The sequence below is a fragment of the Pseudomonas sp. I3-I5 genome (assembly GCF_022699445.1).
Classification (GTDB): Bacteria; Pseudomonadota; Gammaproteobacteria; order Pseudomonadales; family Pseudomonadaceae; genus Aquipseudomonas; species Aquipseudomonas fulva.
On record NZ_CP093940.1, the window covers coordinates 41,809 to 63,284 of the forward strand.

The window sequence follows — 21,476 nt, forward strand, 5'->3', positions numbered from 1 at the left end:
CCGGAACCGGCTGACGGCCAGTCTTACCTGTGGCGCATGCAGGTGGCCGAGCCCTGAAATGCCTTACTCGCCGCGGATGTACTGCTCGAGCTGCAAGATCAACCCTGCCTGCTCCGCAATGGTCTCCTTGACCAGGTCGCCAATCGACAACAGCCCCAACAGCTCACCGTTGCTCACCACCGGTAGATGGCGCAAATGTCGATTGGTCATCAGGTTCATGCAGTATTCAAGGTTGTGCTTCGGCTCCACGGTGACCACCGGTGCGCTCATGATGTCGCGCACCGGCGTGGCGGCCGACGAGCGTCCCTTGAGCACCAGCTTGCGCGCATAATCGCGCTCACTGACGATACCTACCACCTCGTTGCCTTCAACGACAGGCAACGCGCCGATGTTCATCTCGGCCAACAGTCTGAGGGCGTCGAGCACTGAGTCGTCCGGACCGATGGTGTACACGGTTTGGTGTTCGGACTTGCTCTTGAGGATTTGTTCGACGTTTTTCATGGTGGCCTCTGCGGGTGGAGGAAAACACTGGCGACGGTCTTGCAAGCATCGACCACCCGGCGCCATCCGGCAATGCAGGAAACGGCATCGAGGTGATTGAAAAACGTCATGAGCATGCAGGAGCGTTTGCCTCAACCCCCTCGGGTGATCAGTCGTCGGTGACAATCCTCCGGGCTCAACTGCTGGCCTGTACGGGATCGAACGGTGATCGTCTCGAGGGGCTGGTCTGTCATGTTGTCCAGCATGATCGAGTGGCATTCACCTGAACCGTACAAAAAACGCTCTCCCCACTGGCGCATGCTGATGACGATGGGGAAGGCGGCCCGGCCCATTTCGGTCAGCACATACTCCTTGTAAGCACTCCCATCGGAAGCAGGCCGGACCTCGAACACGCCCAATTCGACCATTGCCTTGAGCTTTACGGTGAGGATGTTCTTGGCGACACCAAGGCGCTTCTGAAAATCACTGAACCGCCGTACGTCGTCGAACGCTTCGCGGATGATCATCAATACCCATCGGTCCCCAATCGCTTCTAGGGTGCGCGCCACTGGGCATTCACTGCGCGCTAACTGTTCCTGTTTGGCCATGTTTGTCCATGAGCAGATGATGAAAAGCGCTAACCATATGAGAAAACGTTCATGGTCAGTAGTTGCATTTAAAAACCTGATTTGTTAAAAATCGCTACAAGTGGTTTCCTTTTGAAACCTATTCCAAGGATGGAAGTGCATGCCGTACAGGCCAGATAGCCCGGTCAAGCGGGCGGCGACAGCCGAAGCGTCTGCCAACCGTGACGACACGGCGCGCTGCGACACACCGCGTAGTACCACACTCAGCCCTTCCCAAACCTTCCTCTTTGCCATTACCTGCGCTATGGCCGTAGCGAATGTGTACTTCGCCCAGCCGCTGCTCGAGTCCATGGCCAGCAGTTTGGCGGTTCCTGCCAGCACCATCGGGATCGTCGTCACGGCCACCCAGGCAGGTTATGCGGTCGGTTTGCTGTTCATTGTGCCGCTGGGCGACTTGGTCAACCGGAAGAAGCTCATTCTCTGCCAAATGCTCCTCAGCGCCTTGGCCCTCTGCGCCGTAGGGCTGGCGCAGGCCTGGGTCGTGCTGCTCGGTGCCATGGTCCTGGTGGGGTTGATGGCCGTACTGGTGCAGGTGGTGGTGGCCTACGCTGCGGCACTGGCAAGCCCCGAGCAACGTGGCCAGACCGTGGGGACTGTGACCAGCGGCGTGGTCCTGGGGATTCTGCTTGCACGTTTCGTGTCTGGCGCGATGGCCGATCTGGCCGGGTGGCGCAGCGTGTATTTCGTGTCGGCCGCGCTGATGGCGGGGATGGCCTTCGTGTTGTGGCGCACGCTGCCCGCCTCTCCCCGCGCTGCGGTCAGCGGCGGCTACTTTGCCCTGCTGCGTTCGGTGCTGCAGCTGTTTCTGCGCGAACGTACCCTGCGCGTGCGCGGAGTCTTTGCGTTGCTCATCTTCGCAGCCTTCAGCGTGCTCTGGACATCCATGGTCCTGCCGCTCAGTGAACCAGATCTTGCGCTTTCGCATACCCAAATCGGGCTCTTTGGCCTTGCCGGGGTAGCAGGGGCTCTCGCAGCGGCGAGGGCCGGGCGACTGGCAGACCGTGGCCTGGCCAATCGCACCACAGGCCTTGCGCTGGTCTTGCTGACCCTTTCCTGGCTTCCGACGGCGTTCGTCCATAGCTCGCTGCTGGCAATGGTCCTGGGCGTGGTGATGCTCGACTTCGCCGTGCAGGCCGTGCACGTCACCAACCAAAGCCTGATCTTCGCTGCACGACCGGATGCGCAAAGCAGGCTCGTTGGCGCCTACATGTGCTTCTACTCGCTGGGCAGCGGGCTCGGCGCCATCGCGGCGACCTACACCTATGCCCAGGCGGGTTGGGTAGCCGTGTGCATGCTGGGCGCATCGATCAGTGCCGTCGCCTTGATCTACTGGCTGTGGTTGAACTTCAACGACCGATAAGTACTTGCGATTCAACAGCTGCGCTCATTGTTTCGACACAGCAACGTGATGCCGTGCGCGCGACACAGCAACTTCATCTTAGGCGAGGCACGTATGGCGCTGCACAAACTGACCGTTTCTTCCCACGGCGTCGACTTTGAACTGCCCTCCAACTCACCCCTTACGGACATCGAATGGGAGGCCGGTGGCAAGAATGTCATTCCGCTCGGCTGCCGCGTCGGGGCGTGCGGGGCGTGCCTGATCAAAGTCAAGGAAGGGCTTGACGCGTTGAATCCACGCAACGATGAGGAAACAGCATTCATAGAACTGTTGGGCTATAGCGGGGCGGACTACCGTCTGGCCTGCCAGTGCCTGATCAGAGGTGAATTGGCCATTGAAGTCATTGGCTAGGCAGTGCGTTGTTCACGTCGACTCACGATGAGTGGCGTCTTGTATCAGAACCCAAGAAGAGGCTCGAATATGCTGAACCGTGTAAAGAATGTGGGCTATGGCGATCGCACTCCGTTCCTCAATGCTGCTGCATCGGTCAACCTGCGTGGGGAAATCGACAGCATCATCGATGAACAGGTCGATCAGTGGTACAAGACGGTGCCGCAAGCCGCGCACCTGGAAGGCAAGGATGTCAACAGCACCTACTACAAGCGTCACCTGATCGAGACGGCGTGGCGTATCCGCCTGCTGCGCGTTGCCGAGGCCAAGGCCTTGGTCGAGGTGGCGAAAGTCAGCCCGGAAGCTGCGCAGATCTGGGCCCACTACGAACAGGAAGAAATGCTGCATGACGACTTGTTCATCCAGGATCTCCAGCGTGTAGGCGTCAGCCGCGAAGAGTTCCTTGCCACCGAACCCTACCTGTCCACCAAGCTGCTGGCAGGCTTCTTCTCCTACCTGCTCGACCATGAAGGCCCCCTGGGCGTCATCGCCTACTCGTACCTGGTCGAATACGTCAACGTCAAGCTCGAGCCGCGCAAGCTCGAAGCGCTCAAGGGTTCGGTCGGCGAATCCAAGATCGTGGGTCAGATCTCCCACTCCCACACCGACATCAACGATGACCATCCAGGCGAGGTATGGGCGGCATTGCGCTTCTTGATCAAAGGTGAGCAGGACATCGCTGCGCTCAAGCGCTACCTGGCCGAGCATCAGAAAGTGTTGGCCATGTACTTCAACGAGTTGTACCTGGACACGCTGGCCAGCCCGCAAGCCAAGGTAGCCTAAGCCATGGTGCAGGCAATGAAGACGACGCGACCTGGTGTGCTGATCCTGAGCCATTGCGGCTTTTCATTTCTGGAAGACTTGAAGTTAGAGCTGCATCGTCGACAGCTTCGCTGCTTCGTGCTTTCTTCATTGCCGCTTCCTGAACATGTACCGGCTCGTTTGCAGCAAATCGAGTCTTGGGCAGACCGGCTCTATGTCGGCGACGCTCACCAATTACGCAGCGATGAGGTTACCCAAGCCCTCCAGCGTCTGCATGAAGCAGGCGAACAGGTCACCTGCTGCATCAGCGTGTGGGAGGGGTACCGGCACCTGATGGCGCAGGCCAACCTGTCGCTTGGCACCTACGACATTGGCCCTGAGCAAGCGCTTGCCCTGCGCAACAAGCTCGGGGTGCGTAACCAACTGGCGGCAGCCGGGCTTTCACAGGTCCAGGCGCATGCACTGTCGGCACCGGTCCTGCAGGCATTGCAGATGGATGGCCGGCCTTACTTCATCAAGCCGATCCATGGCATCGCTTCCTATGCCGCCTTCCCAATGCGTCCGGACACCCGTTGGGCCACATTGGAAGCCTTGAGAGAGGCTTCGGCAAGCGACACCGTGTATGCCTCGGCCTTCAATGAGGGGCTTGAGTTCATGGCCGAGGATTACATCCCCGGTAAAGAATTCAGCTTCGAGACCTTACTGCTCGATGGCCAGGTCCACGTGGTGGCCATTCATGAAAAATACGAAGTCACCGAGACAGCCGAAACGGTGCTGGAAGACAGCTGCACCACACCGCCAGCCAGCCTCGATAAAGCGCAGATCGCAGCCGGCCTGGCATGGCTGAGTGAAGTGCTTGGCTGCCTGGCGCTGAAATGGGGTTGCTACCACATCGAAGCCAGGTTCACCGGCGAGCACTGGGACCTGATCGAAGTCAATCCACGGGTGGGCGGCAGCCTGATTTCCCATAGCGTTGAGGCGGTCGCTGACGGGCACAGCATGCTCTCGCTGTGGCTGGACCTGCTGTTCGCAAGCCAGGACGATGCGCCTCTGCGCGAGGCCTTCGCACAGCGTCTGGACAGGCTTGGCTGGCACGCCGAGGGCACCACCGAGCAGACGACGGCCACGTTCTTTCGCGTCTATTTCGCCAAACCCGGCACCCTGCGTAGCGTCGAGCTGGCTGAGACCCCACTGGCGCCCAGCGTGACGCACATCCTGCTCAAGGCAGGCGATGTGATTCCTGCCCATGCCCGTGAAGTGTTCCTCGGCCAGTTGCTGTGGAGATTCCCGCACACCGAACACCCCGCTGAACTCAAGCGCCTGTCTTGTAGCAGCGCAGACGCGCTCGATATCCAGTACGAGACCGAAGGCTTCTGACGTCCGCCAGGCACCGGAGACAATTGACATGTCCTTGCAAAGACCCGTTTTGCTGGTTGTGGATTACAACTTGAGCCGTATCGGCGACGTTCAACACATGCGCAACCATGCCCGTGAGCGCTGGAATGCCGAAACCTGGTTGGTGCGCAGCGCTCCCCAGGCGCACGATCTGCGCATCAGCGATCGGCTTATCGACGCAGACCCGTTGGCGCCGGACTTCATCCAGCGCGTGCTTGAGCAATTAGGCGACGAGGCCGCGCGTGTCAGTGCTGGCATCGTGTTTTCCGACAATGCCGTGGCCAGTGGCGCTGCGCTGCTTGAGCGCCTTGGTTTGCCCGTTGACGACGCCCGCCTGGCACTGGGGGCGTTTGACAAGCTGGCCTATCGGATAAGCGAGCAGCGCATCGGGCCGCTGCTTACACAGCTCGGCGTGATGGTGCCGGATTTCGAACGCATCAGGTGCCTTGAAGACGTACAGAACTTCGCCCGGCGTCAGGCTCGCGGCTTCGTCATCAAACCCACGACCGAGGGCAATAACCGGGGCGTCGTCCTGGTCGCCCCGGGTACAGACTGCGACCAGGCGTTTGCCGAAGTAGAGCCGTACCTGGCGAGCGGCGTGCTGGCCGAAGCCTTGATACCCTTTGACCGTGAATACTCCTACGACGGGCTGGGCGAGTTGTGGTTCATCACCGAGAAAGTGAGTGCCACCGGGCGCTACCCGGTAGAAGTGGCGCAGATCCTGCCGGCCCGGCTCGATCATCAGGAGCGCATGGCCATCCGTGTGGTGGGCGAGCAGGTCAACCGATTGGTCGGCCAGCGCATCGGGCCGTTCCACAACGAGATCAAGCTCAGCGAGAAAGACTGCAACACGGCCGTGGTCGAACCCAATCGGCGCCCTGCAGGCATGAAAATCTGGACGCTGGCTCAAGCTGTCCACGGGCTTGACTTGTATGCAGCCTGGATCGACTCGGTATTTTCGGCAGCCATACCCAAGGAGCTGCCAGAGCCTAGCTGTAGCGCGGCCACCCTCATGTTCGGCGTGCCTCAGGACATGACCGTCGATGTGGCCCGACTAGGCGACGTTCATGCCCTGGTGGTGGAAACCATTGCCTGCGCAGCACAGCGGCTGGGCATTGCACAGGACGCTGTCGTCTTGCTCGAATGCGCTTGGGTGACCAGTGCGCGCCGTCTCGTCCATGCCACGCCCCGGGATAATGGCGATTTCGTGGCGCAGGCCTGCGTGACGCTGCACGATGCCCAGGCCGATATCCGTGATCTGGTCAGCGCGCTGCGCGAACAGTGGCTGGAGGTCATGGCGCGCAGCCTGGCTGCCGAACCTCTGCTCAAAGCCGCTTGCTGAGCGACGCCATCCACGCTTCGAGAACAATAATATGAAGATTCTGATCCTCCACCGTGTGCCTTACCCCCGAATCGAATACCACCGTGGCATCGATCATGCGCTGCACGAAGTCACCTATTTCGGCAAGCAAGCTGCAATCGACACGCTGCCTGCCGATTTGCAGTGCAAGCGGGTGGTACGAGCGGGTACCGCCAGCGCTAGTGAGGAAGCATTGGCATGGCTGTCTGGTAGCCCCCAGCGCTTTGATCGCATTATTTCAATGTCCGAATACGAACTGCTCGATGCTGCACGCTTGAGAGAAGCATTGGGCGTTGAAGGGGCTTCATTACAGACCGTGACCCTGGCGCGCAACAAGCTGCTGATGAAGCAAGCGGTGCAGGCCAACGGCTTGCGCATACCGCAGTTCATGTCGCTGGCCTGTTACCTGGACGCGCAAGGCCAGGTGCCTTGGGCAGGCAAAACGGTCTTGAAACCCCACAGCGGCGCTTCGAGCGCGGACGTCAGCGTACATTTACCGTCTCAGGCCCACGCCGAAATCCGGCGCAAAATCCATGAACAGTCGTTGCTCATCGATGATTTTCAGGTCGAGGAGTACGTTGCAGGCCCCATCCGCCATTTCGACGGTTTGGTGCTCGACGGTCGAATCGTCACGATGCAGGCCAGTGAATACGTAGGCACCTGCCTGGACTACATGGAGCGGGGTGCGCCGCTGGGTTCCTGGCATGTGGACAGCTGCGCATCCATGCGGGAGTGGGTGGGGCAGGCGCTGAACGCGGTGCGGATCACCCACGGCGCCTTCCACCTGGAAGCCATCATGGACGCCGACGGGCCGGTCTTCCTCGAAGTGGGTAACCGGGTCGGCGGGGCTGACGTGGTGGCGACGTATGAGATGGCCACGGGGATTCATTTGCCTTCGCTGGAACTGCGCATCTATGTCGACGGCGAACTGGACCTTTCGACGCTGAGCGGCCGGCAGGCGGACCTGGGCTACGGATGGTTCGTGTTCCCTGGGCACACTCACCCGCAGCGCACGTTCCTTGGGCTCGAGGGCGCAGGTGAACTGCGCAACAGCCATTGTATCGTGCAGTGGAACGAGCTCGAACCGGGTGCACCATTGCCTGGGCACGTGACCTACTCGGCATTCGAAGCGCCGCTGGCGGGCATCGTCAAGACCGCCGAGCCCGAGCGTACCCGCGACTGGATGGTTGATCTGTTCTCGCGGGTATCACTGGCCCGGCACCTGACATCCGTTGCTTAACTTCTTCTTCAAGGCAGCCTGCCAATGAAACCACAGCATGTAGTGCTGGCCGTTCTGATCACGGCCATCTGGGGCATCAATTTCTCTGTCATCAAACTGGGGCTGGCCACTGTCGACCCACTGATCCTCGCCGGGATTCGTTTCAGCCTGTGTGCGCTGCCGGCGATTTTCTTCATCCGCAAACCCGATGTGGCCTGGCGCTACATCATTGGCTACGGCCTGGTGTTCGGCATCGGCTTATGGGGTGTGGTCAACCTCGGGATCAAAGCTGGGCTGTCTGCCGGCATTGCCTCGCTGGTGCTGCAGTTCAGTGCATTCTTCACCATCCTGCTGGGCGGGTTGGTCTTCAAAGAAGCACTGACGCGCTTTCAGGTGCTGGGCATGCTGGTGGCCTTAGCGGGGCTGCTGTGCATCATCACGATCAGCGACGGCTCGGTGACATTGCCTGGTGTGTTGCTGGTACTCCTGGGCGCTGGCGCATGGAGCGTGGCCAACGTCATCAACAAGAAGGCAAAGACCAAGGACGTGTTCGCGTTCCTGGTGTGGTCCAGCGCTTTTGCACCGATCCCGTTGTTCGTGCTCGACTACGCGGTCAATGGCAGTGCCGGCTACACCGCGCTGGTCCATCAGGTGGACAGCACGGCGATTCTGTCGATTCTGTTCCAGGTTTATCCGAACACCTTGTTTGCCTATTGGATCTGGAATTCGCTGCTCAAGACGTACCCGGTATCGACCGTCGCACCGCTTTCGCTGCTGGTGCCGATTTTCGGCATGCTCGGCTCGGTACTGGTGTTCAACGAGAGCGTGCCCACCAGCAAGGTACTGGCCGTTGTCCTGATCGTGCTGGGTCTGGCTGTCGGCCTGTATGGGCAGCGCATCTTCAATGCTTTGTCCGCGCGCACTGCGCGGACCTCACTGTGAATCGATAGGAAGTCGAAATGAGTTTGGGAAGACGTGGATTCATGGGGGGCGCTGTGGGCGCCACCCTGGTTGGCGGCGGCATGATCGCCAGCCTGTCCAGCGCAGGCGCCGTTGCGGCGCCCGAGCCAGAAACCCCGGCATTCGATCCTGCCGACTGGGCATCGGTACGGGCGCAGTTTCAGCTGTCGCCACGGTATGTGCATATCTCCAACTTCTTCCTGGCATCCAACCCCAAGCCGGTGCGCGATGCCATGGCGCGGCACCGGGAGGCCTTCGACCAGAACCCCTATACCTACCTCGAAGACCACATGTTCGCCAAACCCGAAGACATGGTCTGGCGCAAGGTCTGCGAAACCGCGGCCGCCTATACGGGCGGGCGCGCAGAGGACATTGCCCTGACCACCAGCACGACCCAGGGCCTGGCAATGATCTACAACGGCATCAAGCTCAATCCCGATCAGGAAATTCTCACCACCCACCATGAGTGGTACACCCATGACGAAGCGATGCGCCTGGCTGTGGTCAAGTGGGGTGGCAGCATCAGGCGCATCGATCTCTACCAAGGTCCGCAGGACGTCAGCGTCGATGCCATCGTGACGCGTATCGAAGCCGCCATTCGCCCTTCGACCCGCATTCTGGCAATGACTTGGGTCCATTCAGGCACCGGCGTACGGTTGCCGGTCAAGGAGATCGGCGACCTGGTGGCCCGGCTCAACAAAGGCCGTGACGAGGCGCAGAGAATCCTGTACGTGATTGACGGGGTGCATGGTTTCGGCTGCTCCGAGGCGCAGGTCGCCAGCCTGGGATGCGATTTCTTCAGTGCCGGTACACACAAGTGGATCCTCGGCCCGCACGGAACCGGTCTGGTGTGGGGGCGCCAAGGGCAATGGCGCCACGTCATGCCGACCATTCCCACCATCATGGCGGCCGAGCCTGCCAATGCCTGGCGCCAGGAACGTGCGCCGCAGGGCGATACGCAAGCGGCATGGGTAAGCCCCGGAGGGTTCCTGGCGTTCGAGAATCAGTGGGCGATGATCGAGGCGTTCCGATTCATCGAGCAAATTGGCCGCAAGCGCATTGCCGAGCGCGTTGCCGAACTCAATGGCCAACTCAAGGAAGGGCTGGCCAAACTGCCCAATGTGTCATTGCTCACGCCCCAAGACGCGCAGTTTTCGGCGGGTATCGTGTGCTGCGACGTTAAGGGTCAGGCGCCCAAGGACGTGGTGGCGAAGTTGAAAGCGCAGAACATCATTGCCAGCGCAACACCTTACCGACATACCTCGGTTCGCTTCTCTGCCGGGATCACCAACACGCCCCAGGACATTGAAAAGACCCTGCAGGTGATGCACAGCCTGACATGATTCAGGGCTGTGCAGGGATCACCGGGCGCGCTAGCCCGGCCTACCAGGCCGGGTAGCGATGCCAAAGGCAGAGGCGGATCTCAGAGCTTCGGCATCTGCCCGATCCGCGCCACCATTTCGCTGACCACCTGCAGGTCCAGCATGAACTGGTCCACGGTCTTGAACTCGTTGTCGTTATGCCCGGTGTACTTCACACCGGGCATGGCCAGACCAAACTGCACGCCGTTGGGCAGGTCATGCACTGAGGTGGCTCCGGCGGACGTACCGAACGCGTGCTTCATGCCCAGGTTTTCGCTGGCCACAGCCAGCAGGGCCTTGACCCACTCGCCTTCTGGGTTGCGGTACATCGGCTTGTCCAGGCTGTAGTCGTAGGCGGGCGTGATATGGCTTTGCTGCGACCACTTTCCGAGCTTGTCGGCGATTTCATCCTTGATCGTCGCGACCGCCTTGCCCTTGGGGATGCGCAGGTTGATCGCCAGCTTCAAGCCTTTGTCATCCACACCGACGAAGGTTGGCGAGGCGGTAAGCGGCCCCATGAATGCATCGTCATAGGCGATGCCCAGCTTCTTGCCCAGGTAGTCCAGGCCCCAGTTGTCCGCCGCATAGTGGGCAGCATCGGTGAACTGGTTCCGCTTCAACGGCACCGTCTTGCCCACGCCATTGATGAAGTCCAGCATGCGCGCGACAGGGTTCACGCCCGATTCGGGCTCCGAGGAGTGAGCTGACACACCGGTCACGGTGAGCACCACTTGCTTGCCGTCGGGTTTGGCGGCAATGCTGAAGTCGCCACCGTTTTGCTTCACGTACTCGGCACCGGCCGTGTTCAACCGCTGCGCCAGTGCGCTGGCGTCGTCGGTGAGCAAGGTCGCTACCGAGGTGGACGGGATCTGATTGGTAGCAAGCCCACCGGTAAGGTTGACGATTTCGGCACCCTGGCCGCTGGCCGCACGCTTGGCAAAATTCGCCATCACGGTGCCGTAGCCTTTTTCCGCGATGACCACCGGATAGCCGCCATCCAGGGCGAGGTTGTAGTCAGGCGTAGGGTTGCGCTCGAAGTAGTACGGGATGGCATCGCCGCTGGTTTCTTCGGTGGTGTCGATCAGCAGTTTGAATTGCCGCGCCAGGGGCAGGTTTTCATCCTTGGCGACCTTCAGGGCATACAGCGCTACGACGATGCCATTCTTGTCGTCCTCGGTACCACGGCCGTACATGCGATCACCGACCAGGGTGACCTTGAACGGATCCAGGCGCGTGCCGTCGGCCAGCTTCCAGTTTTCCGGTGTGACAGGGACCACGTCGGCATGGGCATGGATACCGACCACTTCCTTGCCGCTTCCCAGGGAGATTTCGTAGACACGGTTGTCGACGTTGCGAAAAGCCAGGCCAAACCCGTCGGCCAGTGCCTTGATCTTGTCGGCGATCTTCAGGAACTCGGGGTTTTCATGCTGAGGCGTGCCCTCGACGGTGACCGTGGGAATGGCCACCAGTTCGCGCAGGGTCTGGGTGGCAGCCTTGCCGTACTTGATGCGGGTGTAGAGCCCGAGCAGGCGATTGATCTCGTTCTGCTGCTCGGCGCCCAGCGGCTTACCGGCCAGGTAGGTGTCCAAGGTGGTGCCCAGGTCATCGGCCTGGGCCAGTTCGCTGCCTTTGAGCTTGCCGAGAAACTGCTTGAAGTCATGCGGATCGCTGCCGTCGAACGCCTTGACGATCGCCGCAGACTGCTGCTGGGTGAGGTTGGCCTGGGCAGGCAACGCGAGCAAGCCGATGCTGGCTGCCAGCAGGGAAACAGAGGTGAGCTTTTTCAGATGCATGAGTGTACGCATTCCTTCGCCAATCATTGATGAGGCCCCGTCGTGCGGGAAGGCCCTCACGCTAACACCAATGACCTGTGGTACGGCAGTACCAAGCGTGTGACATGGCGCACAAACGAAAAAGCCCCAGGCGTTGGCCTGGGGCTTTTCATGTATGGCGCACTCGGCGGGATTCGAACCCACGACCCCTGCCTTCGGAGGGCAGTACTCTATCCAGCTGAGCTACGAGTGCAACGCGCACGCATGATACCTATCTCGTTCGTCTGCGTCCATCGCCTTGATCTGTAGCCCTTTTTACCAGTTGCCATGTTCGCCTCCATGGCGGTTCTGCCTGGGGCTACTCTTTCGGTTCGTGCTCGCCTTGGGGAGCCAGGGCCCATCACGCCCTACCAGCGAGCCGATTTCAGATAAGGTGTTCAACCGCTCGTTCTTTTTTTCGAACAGCCTATTGTCCAACACCCCAGCAGACGCTTAGCATTCGTTTGAGATTTCAAACGCTCGGAGCCCTGCGCTGGGCGCTTTCAACAATCAACAATTCGGGAAGCCGACATGCAGCTCAAAGACGCTCAGTTGTTCCGCCAGCAAGCCTTCATCAACGGTGAATGGCTGGATGCGGACAGCGGCCAGACTATCAATGTGACCAACCCTGCCACGGGCGAAGTCATTGGTACCGTGCCGAAGATGGGTACTGCGGAAACCCGCCGCGCCATCGAGGCAGCCGACAAGGCCCTGCCGGCCTGGCGTGCCCTGACCGCCAAGGAGCGCTCGACCAAGCTGCGTCGCTGGTTCGAACTGATGATCGAAAACCAGGACGACCTCGCTCGCCTGATGACCACCGAACAAGGCAAGCCGCTGGCCGAAGCCAAGGGCGAAATCGCCTATGCCGCCTCCTTCATCGAGTGGTTCGCCGAAGAAGCCAAGCGCGTCTATGGCGACACCATCCCAGGCCACCAGCCTGACAAGCGTCTGATCGTCATCAAGCAGCCGATTGGCGTCACCGCGGCCATCACCCCGTGGAACTTCCCGGCTGCCATGATCACCCGTAAAGCTGGCCCGGCCCTGGCCGCTGGCTGCACCATGGTGCTCAAGCCTGCCTCGCAAACCCCGTACTCCGCCCTGGCGCTGGTCGAACTGGCCAACCGTGCCGGTATTCCGGCAGGCGTGCTGAGCGTGGTTACCGGCAGCGCAGGCGAAGTCGGCGGCGAACTGACCGGCAACGCCCTGGTGCGCAAACTCTCCTTCACCGGCTCTACCGAAATCGGTCGCCAGCTGATGCAGGAATGCGCCAAGGACATCAAGAAAGTATCCCTGGAGCTGGGTGGTAACGCCCCGTTCATCGTGTTCGACGACGCCGACCTGGACAAGGCAGTCGAAGGCGCGATCATCTCCAAGTACCGTAACAACGGCCAGACCTGCGTCTGCGCCAACCGCATCTACGTGCAAGACGGCGTCTATGACGCGTTCGCGCAGAAGCTGGCCGCCGCTGTGGCCAAGCTCAAGATCGGTAACGGCCTCGAAGACGGCACCACCACTGGCCCACTGATCGACGGCAAGGCCGTGGCCAAGGTGCAGGAGCACATCGAAGACGCGGTGAGCAAAGGCGCCAAGGTCCTGTCCGGCGGCAAGCTGATCGAAGGCAACTTCTTCGAGCCGACCATTCTGGTCGACGTGCCCAAGACCGCTGCCGTTGCCAAGGAAGAAACCTTTGGCCCGTTGGCGCCGCTGTTCCGCTTCAAAGACGAAGCCGAAGTCATCGCCATGTCCAACGACACCGAGTTCGGCCTGGCGTCCTACTTCTACGCCCGCGACATGAGCCGTGTGTTCCGTGTCGCCGAAGCGCTGGAATACGGCATGGTAGGCATCAACACCGGCCTGATTTCCAACGAAGTGGCGCCATTTGGCGGTATCAAGGCTTCTGGCCTGGGCCGCGAAGGCTCCAAGTACGGTATCGAGGATTACCTCGAAATCAAATACCTGTGCATCAGCGTCTGATCGCACGGTAAAGGCTTTACCTCTGCCAGCGGGGCGCGAGAGCGACGTCCCGCTGGCCTTTTTTACATTGCAGCACCTGGTGGCCAGGGCGTTCGCGGCAGTCGATCAACGAATACTGACTGCGGGCAACCCCAGCTACCCCCGAATAAAAGCGCCATGTTCAACGGCGCAATGAGGGCATTATGAGCAAGACCAACGAATCCTTGATGCAACGCCGTGTCGCCGCTGTCCCACGTGGCGTCGGCCAGATCCACCCGATTTTCGTTGAATCGGCCAAGAACTCCACCGTCATTGACGTCGAAGGCCGCGAACTGATCGACTTCGCTGGTGGTATCGCCGTGCTGAACACCGGCCACCTGCACCCAAAAGTGGTTGCAGCGGTGCAAGAGCAGCTCACCAAGGTCAGCCACACCTGCTTCCAGGTACTGGCGTATGAGCCCTACGTAGAGCTGTGCGAAAAGATCAACAAGCTGGTGCCAGGTGACTTCGACAAGAAGACCCTGCTGGTATCCACTGGCTCCGAAGCGGTCGAGAACGCCGTCAAGATCGCCCGTGCTGCAACCGGCCGCGCCGGCGTGATCGCCTTCACCGGCGGCTACCACGGCCGTACCATGATGACCCTGGGCCTGACTGGTAAAGTCGTGCCGTACTCTGCAGGCATGGGCCTGATGCCAGGTGGTGTCTTCCGTGCACTGTTCCCGAGCGAGCTGCACGGTGTCAGCGTCGACGATGCCATCGCTTCGGTCGAGCGCATCTTCAAGAACGACGCCGAGCCACGTGACATCGCCGCCATCATCCTCGAGCCCGTACAAGGCGAAGGCGGCTTCCTGCCAGCGCCTAAAGAGCTGATGAAGCGTCTGCGTGCCCTGTGTGACCAGCACGGTATCCTGCTGATCGCCGACGAAGTGCAGACCGGTGCAGGCCGTACTGGCACCTTCTTCGCCATGGAGCAGATGGGCGTTGCGCCTGACCTGACGACCTTCGCCAAGTCCATCGCCGGCGGCTTCCCGCTGGCCGGTGTGTGCGGCAAGGCCGAATACATGGACGCCATTGCACCGGGCGGTCTGGGCGGCACCTATGCCGGTTCGCCAATCGCCTGTGCTGCGGCCCTGGCCGTCATCGATGTATTCGAAGAAGAAAACCTGCTGGACCGCAGCAAGGCCGTGGGCGAGCGCCTGACCGCCGGTCTGCGTGAGATCCAGCAGAAGCACCCGATCATCGGTGACGTGCGTGGCCTGGGTTCGATGATTGCCGTCGAAGTTTTCGAGAAAGGCACTCATACCCCTAACGCTGCAGCTGTCGCCCAAGTCGTTGCCAAGGCGCGCGACAAGGGTCTGATCCTGCTGTCCTGCGGTACCTACGGCAACGTCCTGCGTATTCTGGTGCCGCTGACCGCCGAAGACGCTCTGTTGGACAAGGGCCTGGCCATCATCGAAGAGTGCTTCGCTGAACTCGCTTGATGTAGCTGGCTTAAAAAAAACCCGCTTCGGCGGGTTTTTTCATGTCAGCAATTTACCGACGGTGGGCGCCGATGCTCATCCCTGAACGATCTGATTCTTGCCTTGGCGCTTCGCTTGATACATGGCTGCGTCGGCACGGGCATACAAGCTGTTCAGGGTGTCGTCGTCCTCCATCAAACCCGTCAGGCCCTGGCTCACCGTCACGCTGTAGGTCTGGCCCTCCTGGCCGAAACTCAGCCGCTGCACCTCCCGCTGCAACCGTTCAGCGATCTGTTCTGCCACTTTGGCCGTGCAGCCTGGGAATACCGCGGCAAATTCTTCGCCCCCGATGCGGCCGAACAGATCACCTCGACGCAGTACCGTCCTGCCGCTGTGGGCAATGCGCTGCAGCACTTGGTCACCTTCCTGGTGGCCGTAGCTGTCATTGATGTTCTTGAAATCGTCGATGTCCAGAAGCAGGAAAGTCAGCGGTGTACCGTCCTCCCGTGCCTTGTCGAAGGCCTGCTTGGCACATTCGAAGAAGTGGCGGCGGTTACTGCTCTGGGTCAGGACATCGGTGGTGGCCAGACGCTGAAGCTCGCCTTCGAGGCGTTTCTTGTCGGTGATGTCTTCGGCGATGCCGACGATGGTCACCCGATCGCTACCTGGCTGCTGGCTGACGTAGCACTTGTCGCTCAGCCAGCGCAGCTCGCCATCGCCGTTGAGGATGCGGTATTCGCGGTGTTCCACGGAGCCTGTGGACAGTACCTGGGCCAGGCTCTGTTCGGCAAATTCAAGATCATCCGGATAGATGCTGTCGCGCCATACGTTGAAATCGGCCATGACCCGGCTGACAGGGCGACCAAAGATGCGCTCGAACGCAGGGCTTACGTACAGCACTTGCCGCGTTTCCCAATCGAAGGCCCACAGTACGGCGTTGACACTTTCAAGCAACGAACTGAACAACTGCTCACGTTCGCTGAGTCGGGCGACTTCGCCTTGGGCATGCATCAGTGCCAGCAGGGTTTGGGCAGCGTCGGGGGGAGGAGTACCGGTCAGAATCTTGGGATTGTTCTTGGCCATGTGCACAGCGCGCGCTCGACGGGTAAAGGTGCGGCCACCTTCCGGCCGATGTGGGCAGTTCGAGTCGAAACAGAGGGTTGAAGTTCCTGAGCTTACGCCCCAGAACGGGGCGTATCGATCAACGGAGGTCAGGCAGCGGTCGGGCGCAGGGAATAGGTTTTCAACTGCGAAGCAAAGTCGCGCAGGGCGTGGATGCCACTGGTCTCGGCCTCGTGTACCCAATCCTTCATGGCGGCAAGCATGTCGTGGCCATTGGCGCTGGTCCGCGCCCAGATCTGCTGCAGGGCCAGGCGCTTCTCGTAAATGGTCTTCAATGCCTGGCTGTGCGCCAGCATGGACTCGATACGGACATGGTGGCGATCCTCCAGCAAGCTGGTTTCACGGGACAGCAGGCGTTTGGCGCGGCGGAAGTGGTGGCTGACCGAGGTATCGACGCGGTCCAGCTCCTGTTTGACCAGCGGGCCGATCACAAGCTTGCGGTACTGGGCCATGATCTGGAAGCGGTTGTTCAGGATGGCCATGGCGGTGTCCATGTCCAGGCTGGCCTTGCCGGCAACGCGGTGGGCGATGGGGGCCACGCGCTGGACCTTGGCCAGGCGCAGCAGGCAGAACAGGCGAATCCACGCCCAGCCCATGTCGAATTCCCAGCGCCTGACCGAAAGCTTGGCCGAGTTGGGGTAGGTGTGATGATTGTTGTGCAGCTCTTCGCCCCCAATGACGATGCCCCAAGGCACCAGGTTGGTCGCCGCGTCGCGGCATTCGAAATTGCGATAGCCCACGGCGTGGCCCAGGCCATTGACCACCCCGGCTGCCCAAAAGGGGATCCACATCATCTGCACGGCCCAGATCGTGATGCCGGCGGTGCCGAACAGCAGCAGGTCGATAAGCGCCATCAGCACGATACCGCCCAGCTTGTAGCGGGAGTAGAGGTTGCGTTCGACCCAGTCGTCCGGGCAGTTCTTGCCGTAGATGCGCAAGGTCTCGGGGTTGCGCGCCTCTTCGCGATAGAGCTCGGCCCCTTTGCGCAGCACCGTACTCAAGCCCTTGTAGACTGGGCTGTGCGGGTCCTCCGGGGTTTCGCACTTGGCGTGGTGCTTGCGATGGACAGCGGTCCATTCACGGGTGTTCTGCGCCGTGGTGAGCCACAGCCAGAAGCGGAAGAAATGCTTGAGCCCGGTGTTGAGCTCCAGCGCGCGATGCGCGGAATAGCGATGCAGGTAGACCGTGACGCTGACAATGGTCACATGGGTCATCAACAAAGTGATGCCGACCAGTTGCCAGGCCGACAAGTCGAGCAGGCCGTTGTACCACATAGGTAGAGATACCCTCGAGATTCAGGGGAAAGGTGCGATTATCCCTGGGTCGGGAAATAAAACCAGTCAAAGCTGACCACGCCATGTTTCAGCCGGGCGTCGGTGCCCGGCATACCTTGACGCGCGGCCTTTGCGAAGCGCTAACCGCACGTCGGGCAGCAGAAGCTTTATAATCCCCCAACATTTTTCATGGGCAATTGCACCCGACATGTCTGTTTCCGTTCGCGACGCCTTGCGCATGGCAGCGCTTTATGTGGTGCTCTCGATCCTCTGGCTGGTGCTGGCCGAGGTGGTGCTGCAGAGCATGACTGATGACCCCCTGGCCCTGACCGTGGGGCGTCAGATCAACATCGTGGTCTGGGTGTTGCTCAGTGCCTTGCTGATCTACGTCTCGCGCGTGCGGCTGTTGAACTTCATAGGCGCCGGTGCGCGCCTGCGCGGGGAGGACCGTGAGCGCCTGCGCATGGCCGCTGCGGTGTTCGACTGCACCCTGGAAGGCGTCCTTGTGACCGACCGGCAGGGGGTGATCGTGCACGTCAACCGCGCGTTCATGCGCATCACCGGCTATCAGCAGGATGAGGTCATTGGCCAGCGCCCCAGCAAATTCAAGTCGGGGCGTCATGGCGCCGCGTTCTACCAGCAAATCTACGCGGCCCTGACCGAGACGGGGGAGTGGAGCGGCGAGATCTGGAACCGCCGTAAAAGCGGTGAAATCTATCCTCAATGGCAAACCATCCGCGCCATTTGCGATGACGAAGGCGAACTGAGCCATTACGTGGCGGTATTCAGTGACATCAGTGCCATCAAGCATTCGGAGCAGGAGCTGGCCTATCTGGCCCACCATGATCCCCTGACCGACCTGCCCAATCGCCTGTTGTTCACCGACCGGGTCCAGCAGGCGTTGGCAGCGGCCCAGGCCAAGAAGCGCGGTTGTGCGCTGCTGCTTCTGGACCTCGATCATTTCCAAAGCATCAACGACGGGCTCGGCCATACGATTGGCGATCAGCTGCTCAAGCTGGTGGGCGTGCGCCTGGGTGAAGTCGTGAGCAGCGGGGTTACCCTGGCGCGCCTGGGCGGCGACGAGTTCGGCGTCCTGGCCGAGCACTGCCAGGATCTGGGGCAGGCGGCAAAACTGGCTCAGCGCATCATCGAACGCATGCGCGAGCCCTTCCTCTTCGAGGGTCATCGCCTGTTCATCAGTGTCAGCGCAGGCATCAGCCTGTTCCCAAGCGACGCCCTGAGTGCCGAGCAGTTGCTACGCAATGCCGATTCGGCGCTGTACAAGGCCAAGACCAACGGCCGCGCCTGTTACGCCCTGTACACCGAAGAGCTGACCGCGCACGCCCAGTTGCGTGTGGAAACGGCGGGAGAACTGCGCCGCGCCCTCGAGCAGGACGAGCTGCGCGTGTTCTACCAGCCCGTGCATGACCTGGCCTCGGGCAGTCAGGTGGGGGTCGAGGCACTGGTCCGCTGGCAGCATCCCCAGCGGGGCCTGGTGCCCCCCGGTGAGTTCATCCCGATTGCCGAACGCACCGGGCTGATTGCCGAAATCGATGCCTGGGTGCTACGCCAGGCGTGCCTGCAGATGGTGCGCTGGCAGCGAGAAGGCCGCCCCCTGGCATTCGTGGCCGTGAACATCTCGAGCCGGCTGTTTGGCCAGCATGAGCTGTACCGGCAGGTGGCCGATGTGCTGCACGAAACAGGCCTGGCGCCAGCGCTGCTTGAACTGGAGGTGACGGAAAGTGCGGTGATGGAAGACCCGGAAGTGGCCCTGGAGCAGCTTCACCGTCTGCGCGAGCTGGGTGTGACCTTGGCCATCGATGATTTCGGCACCGGCTATTCCTCGCTGCTACGCCTCAAGCGCATGCCCGTGCAAAAGCTCAAGATCGACCAGGGCTTCGTGGCCGGGCTGCCGTGCGATGAAGATGATGTCGCGATCGTGCGGGTAATCATCGCCCTGGCCCGCAGCATGGGCATGCAAGTGCATGCCGAAGGCATCGAGCAGCAGGAGCAGGCCAGCTTCCTGCTGCAGGAGCAGTGCCAGCTGGGGCAGGGCTATTGGTTCGGCCGGCCGGTCGCCGCAGAACACCTGCGCTGGGAATAAGGCCAGGGGCTGGCTTGGCGCCAGCCCGCACCCTGCGCTCATCGCTTGTTCAACCCTCGGGCCAGGCGGTCGCCACCCAGCTGGATCAGTGCCACCAGGGCCACCAGCATGGCGATCACCGTTAGCATGATCTGGCTGTCGAAGCGCTGGTACCCATAGCGGTAGGCGATGTCACCCAACCCTCCGGCACCGATGGCGCCTGCCATGGCGGATGAATTGATCAGCGTCACCAAGGTGATGGTGAAGCCGCCGACGATGCCCGGCAGGGCTTCTGGCAGCAGCACGTGCCAGACGATGTGCCAGCGTCGGCATCCCATGGCTTGGGCTGCCTCCACCAGGCCATGGTCGACCTCACGCAGGCTGACTTCGGCGATGCGAGCGAAAAAGGGCGTAGCTGCGATGGTAAGGGGCACGATGGCCGCCCAGACCCCATAGGTAGTGCCGACCACCCACCGCGTGAAGGGGATCAGGGCAACCATCAGGATCAGAAACGGCACCGAGCGGAACAGGTTGACGAAGGCGGCCAGCACCCGGTTGAGCAGCGGTGCCGCATAGATGCCGCCCCTGTCGCTGGTCACCAGCATGACGGCCATCGGTACGCCCACCAGCAAGGCGATCAGCGAAGAAACGCCGACCATCAACAGCGTGTCGAGCAAACCCTCCAGTAGACGATCAACCCACATGGCCCAGCACCTCCACGTCTTCGGCCCAGCGCCGAGTGCGCTCCAGGAGGCGGCTGGCGTCATGGGGCGAGTGCTGCACCGAAACGATCAGTTGCGCCAGTGTACGCGCGCCGATGGACTGCACACCCCCTTGCAGCAGCCGCACACATCCGCCCAACTCGGCGAACAACGCCGTCAGATCGGGCTCGCCGAACGCTGTCAGCTTCAGCACGATAGCGCTGTCGGGGCTCGATGGGGCAGCCTTGATGTCCGCGGTCAGGGCTTCTGGCAACGTGGGTTGCAGCGGCGCCAGCAACGTGCGCGTAGTGGCGTGCCGCGCCGCGCCGAACACCTGCCAGACCTCACCCTGCTCGACCAATTGGCCACGCTCCAGTACCGCAACCCGGTGGCAGGTGTCGCGCACCACGGCCATTTCATGGGTGATCAGCACGATGGTCAGGCTCAGGCGTTGGTTGATGTCGCGTAGCAGCCCCAGAATCGAGGCGGTCGTCTCGGGGTCCAGCGCCGAGGTCGCTTCGTCGCACAGCAGGATGCTTGGGTCGTGCACCAGGGCGCGGGCAATGCCCACGCGCTGCTTCTGGCCGCCGGACAGCTGCGCAGGATAGACGTCGTGCTTGTCCTCGAGGCCAACCAGTTGCAGCAGCTCGCGTACCTTGCGCTGGCGCTGCGCCTTGGCAACGCCGGCCACTTTCAGGGGCAGTTCGACGTTCTGCCACACGGTCTTGGCTGACATCAGATTGAAGTGCTGGAAAATCATGCCGATGTTTCGGCGCAACGCCACCAGTGCCTCCTCGTCGTAGCGGGCAATGTCCGCCTGGTCGATCAGCACCCGGCCCTGCGTAGGCTGCTCCAACCGGTTGATGACGCGCAACAGCGAGGACTTACCCGCCCCGCTGCGGCCGATGATGCCGAAGATTTCACCGCGCCGGATGTTCAGGTCGATGCCTTGCAACGCCGGCTGGCTCTGGCCTGGATACGTCTTGCCCAACCCGATGAACCGCACATGGGCTTGGCTGACGTCGGGGCGCAGGTCCACGTGTTCAGCCTGACGCGGTGGGGCAGGGGATTCGAGTGCTCGTGCAGTGGACTGGCTCAT

The 21,476-nt window shown here is 61.3% G+C and carries 18 protein-coding genes and 1 tRNA gene; 11 read left to right on the forward strand and 8 right to left on the reverse strand.

The window, feature by feature from the left end:
- Positions 1-63: 63 nt before the first annotated feature.
- Complete coding sequence (locus MOP87_RS00155; RefSeq protein ID WP_023535729.1) at positions 64-501, reverse strand: CBS domain-containing protein; 438 nt, start codon at positions 499-501, stop codon at positions 64-66.
- 131 nt (positions 502-632) lie between these two features.
- Positions 633-1,088, reverse strand: coding sequence for a helix-turn-helix domain-containing protein (locus tag MOP87_RS00160; protein ID WP_027914158.1), 456 nt, complete (start codon positions 1,086-1,088; stop codon positions 633-635).
- Between the two features lie 139 nt (positions 1,089-1,227).
- On the opposite strand from MOP87_RS00160, the gene MOP87_RS00165 reads away from it, so the two are divergent.
- The 8 genes from MOP87_RS00165 (at position 1,228) to MOP87_RS00200 (ending at position 9,955) form a co-directional block, all read left to right on the forward strand.
- The gene (locus tag MOP87_RS00165; protein ID WP_145279305.1) at positions 1,228-2,487 is read left to right on the forward strand and encodes an MFS transporter; all 1,260 of its coding nucleotides are present in this window, start codon (positions 1,228-1,230) and stop codon (positions 2,485-2,487) included.
- Between the two features lie 93 nt (positions 2,488-2,580).
- Positions 2,581-2,877: a 2Fe-2S iron-sulfur cluster-binding protein gene (locus MOP87_RS00170; RefSeq protein ID WP_023535766.1), complete on the forward strand. Its 297-nt coding sequence runs from the start codon at positions 2,581-2,583 to the stop codon at positions 2,875-2,877.
- A gap of 69 nt (positions 2,878-2,946) precedes the next feature.
- Positions 2,947-3,699, forward strand: coding sequence for a hypothetical protein (locus tag MOP87_RS00175; protein ID WP_242809983.1), 753 nt, complete (start codon positions 2,947-2,949; stop codon positions 3,697-3,699).
- Between the two features lie 15 nt (positions 3,700-3,714).
- A complete protein-coding gene (locus MOP87_RS00180; protein WP_242809984.1) occupies positions 3,715-5,055 on the forward strand; it encodes an ATP-grasp domain-containing protein in 1,341 nt (446 codons plus the stop codon).
- 28 nt (positions 5,056-5,083) lie between these two features.
- Positions 5,084-6,415 carry a biotin carboxylase gene (locus MOP87_RS00185; RefSeq protein ID WP_145279309.1) on the forward strand — a complete coding sequence of 444 codons (1,332 nt, stop codon included), beginning with the start codon at positions 5,084-5,086 and terminating at the stop codon, positions 6,413-6,415.
- A 31-nt stretch (positions 6,416-6,446) separates the two neighbouring features.
- Positions 6,447-7,673 (forward strand): ATP-grasp domain-containing protein, encoded by a 1,227-nt coding sequence (locus MOP87_RS00190; protein WP_242809985.1) that lies wholly within the window; start codon positions 6,447-6,449, stop codon positions 7,671-7,673.
- Positions 7,674-7,697: 24 nt separating this feature from the next.
- Positions 7,698-8,594, forward strand: coding sequence for an EamA family transporter (locus tag MOP87_RS00195; RefSeq protein ID WP_027914153.1), 897 nt, complete (start codon positions 7,698-7,700; stop codon positions 8,592-8,594).
- Between the two features lie 17 nt (positions 8,595-8,611).
- Positions 8,612-9,955: an aminotransferase class V-fold PLP-dependent enzyme gene (locus MOP87_RS00200; RefSeq protein ID WP_230395997.1), complete on the forward strand. Its 1,344-nt coding sequence runs from the start codon at positions 8,612-8,614 to the stop codon at positions 9,953-9,955.
- Positions 9,956-10,035: 80 nt separating this feature from the next.
- On the opposite strand, the gene MOP87_RS00205 is transcribed toward MOP87_RS00200, so the two are convergent.
- The gene (locus MOP87_RS00205) at positions 10,036-11,766 is read right to left on the reverse strand and encodes a dipeptidase (protein WP_242809986.1); all 1,731 of its coding nucleotides are present in this window, start codon (positions 11,764-11,766) and stop codon (positions 10,036-10,038) included.
- Between the two features lie 155 nt (positions 11,767-11,921).
- A tRNA-Arg gene (locus MOP87_RS00210) sits at positions 11,922-11,998 on the reverse strand.
- Between the two features lie 317 nt (positions 11,999-12,315).
- Between MOP87_RS00210 and gabD the strand changes: the two genes are divergently transcribed.
- Together gabD and gabT are read left to right on the forward strand one after the other, a co-directional pair.
- On the forward strand, positions 12,316-13,758 hold the full coding sequence (gene gabD, locus MOP87_RS00215; RefSeq protein WP_023535744.1) for an NADP-dependent succinate-semialdehyde dehydrogenase: 1,443 nt from the start codon (positions 12,316-12,318) through the stop codon (positions 13,756-13,758).
- 182 nt (positions 13,759-13,940) lie between these two features.
- A complete protein-coding gene (gene gabT, locus MOP87_RS00220) occupies positions 13,941-15,218 on the forward strand; it encodes a 4-aminobutyrate--2-oxoglutarate transaminase (RefSeq protein WP_023535755.1) in 1,278 nt (425 codons plus the stop codon).
- 75 nt (positions 15,219-15,293) lie between these two features.
- Here gabT and MOP87_RS00225 read toward each other — a convergent pair whose 3' ends face one another.
- Both MOP87_RS00225 and desA read right to left on the reverse strand, forming a co-directional pair.
- On the reverse strand, positions 15,294-16,280 hold the full coding sequence (locus MOP87_RS00225; protein WP_027914149.1) for a sensor domain-containing diguanylate cyclase: 987 nt from the start codon (positions 16,278-16,280) through the stop codon (positions 15,294-15,296).
- 128 nt (positions 16,281-16,408) lie between these two features.
- Positions 16,409-17,593 carry a delta-9 fatty acid desaturase DesA gene (desA, locus tag MOP87_RS00230; RefSeq protein ID WP_027914148.1) on the reverse strand — a complete coding sequence of 395 codons (1,185 nt, stop codon included), beginning with the start codon at positions 17,591-17,593 and terminating at the stop codon, positions 16,409-16,411.
- Positions 17,594-17,801: 208 nt separating this feature from the next.
- On the opposite strand from desA, the gene dibA reads away from it, so the two are divergent.
- Complete coding sequence (gene dibA, locus MOP87_RS00235) at positions 17,802-19,697, forward strand: phosphodiesterase DibA (protein ID WP_242809987.1); 1,896 nt, start codon at positions 17,802-17,804, stop codon at positions 19,695-19,697.
- A 38-nt stretch (positions 19,698-19,735) separates the two neighbouring features.
- Here the strand turns inward: dibA and MOP87_RS00240 are convergent, their stop codons facing one another.
- Positions 19,736-20,380, reverse strand: coding sequence for a methionine ABC transporter permease (locus MOP87_RS00240; RefSeq protein WP_027914146.1), 645 nt, complete (start codon positions 20,378-20,380; stop codon positions 19,736-19,738).
- Positions 20,370-21,476, reverse strand: coding sequence for a methionine ABC transporter ATP-binding protein (locus MOP87_RS00245; protein ID WP_242809988.1), 1,107 nt, complete (start codon positions 21,474-21,476; stop codon positions 20,370-20,372). Before MOP87_RS00245 ends, MOP87_RS00240 begins: the two co-directional genes overlap by 11 nt.

Excerpts from the sequence above, each read along its gene's own strand:
- MOP87_RS00180 (WP_242809984.1), top strand. The coding sequence starts at position 3,715 with ATGAAGACGACGCGACCTGGTGTGCTGATCCTGAGCCATTGCGGCTTT.
- MOP87_RS00200 (WP_230395997.1), top strand. The coding sequence starts at position 8,612 with ATGAGTTTGGGAAGACGTGGATTCATGGGGGGCGCTGTGGGCGCCACC.
- MOP87_RS00175 (WP_242809983.1), top strand. The coding sequence starts at position 2,947 with ATGCTGAACCGTGTAAAGAATGTGGGCTATGGCGATCGCACTCCGTTC.
- MOP87_RS00240 (WP_027914146.1), bottom strand. The coding sequence starts at position 20,380 with ATGTGGGTTGATCGTCTACTGGAGGGTTTGCTCGACACGCTGTTGATG.
- MOP87_RS00185 (WP_145279309.1), top strand. The coding sequence starts at position 5,084 with ATGTCCTTGCAAAGACCCGTTTTGCTGGTTGTGGATTACAACTTGAGC.
- gabT (WP_023535755.1), top strand. The coding sequence starts at position 13,941 with ATGAGCAAGACCAACGAATCCTTGATGCAACGCCGTGTCGCCGCTGTC.
- desA (WP_027914148.1), bottom strand. The coding sequence starts at position 17,593 with ATGTGGTACAACGGCCTGCTCGACTTGTCGGCCTGGCAACTGGTCGGC.
- dibA (WP_242809987.1), top strand. The coding sequence starts at position 17,802 with ATGTCTGTTTCCGTTCGCGACGCCTTGCGCATGGCAGCGCTTTATGTG.
- MOP87_RS00155 (WP_023535729.1), bottom strand. The coding sequence starts at position 501 with ATGAAAAACGTCGAACAAATCCTCAAGAGCAAGTCCGAACACCAAACC.
- MOP87_RS00225 (WP_027914149.1), bottom strand. The coding sequence starts at position 16,280 with ATGGCCAAGAACAATCCCAAGATTCTGACCGGTACTCCTCCCCCCGAC.
- MOP87_RS00245 (WP_242809988.1), bottom strand. The coding sequence starts at position 21,476 with ATGAGCCAGTCCACTGCACGAGCACTCGAATCCCCTGCCCCACCGCGT.
- gabD (WP_023535744.1), top strand. The coding sequence starts at position 12,316 with ATGCAGCTCAAAGACGCTCAGTTGTTCCGCCAGCAAGCCTTCATCAAC.
- MOP87_RS00195 (WP_027914153.1), top strand. The coding sequence starts at position 7,698 with ATGAAACCACAGCATGTAGTGCTGGCCGTTCTGATCACGGCCATCTGG.
- MOP87_RS00205 (WP_242809986.1), bottom strand. The coding sequence starts at position 11,766 with ATGCATCTGAAAAAGCTCACCTCTGTTTCCCTGCTGGCAGCCAGCATC.
- MOP87_RS00170 (WP_023535766.1), top strand. The coding sequence starts at position 2,581 with ATGGCGCTGCACAAACTGACCGTTTCTTCCCACGGCGTCGACTTTGAA.
- MOP87_RS00160 (WP_027914158.1), bottom strand. The coding sequence starts at position 1,088 with ATGGCCAAACAGGAACAGTTAGCGCGCAGTGAATGCCCAGTGGCGCGC.
- MOP87_RS00165 (WP_145279305.1), top strand. The coding sequence starts at position 1,228 with ATGCCGTACAGGCCAGATAGCCCGGTCAAGCGGGCGGCGACAGCCGAA.
- MOP87_RS00190 (WP_242809985.1), top strand. The coding sequence starts at position 6,447 with ATGAAGATTCTGATCCTCCACCGTGTGCCTTACCCCCGAATCGAATAC.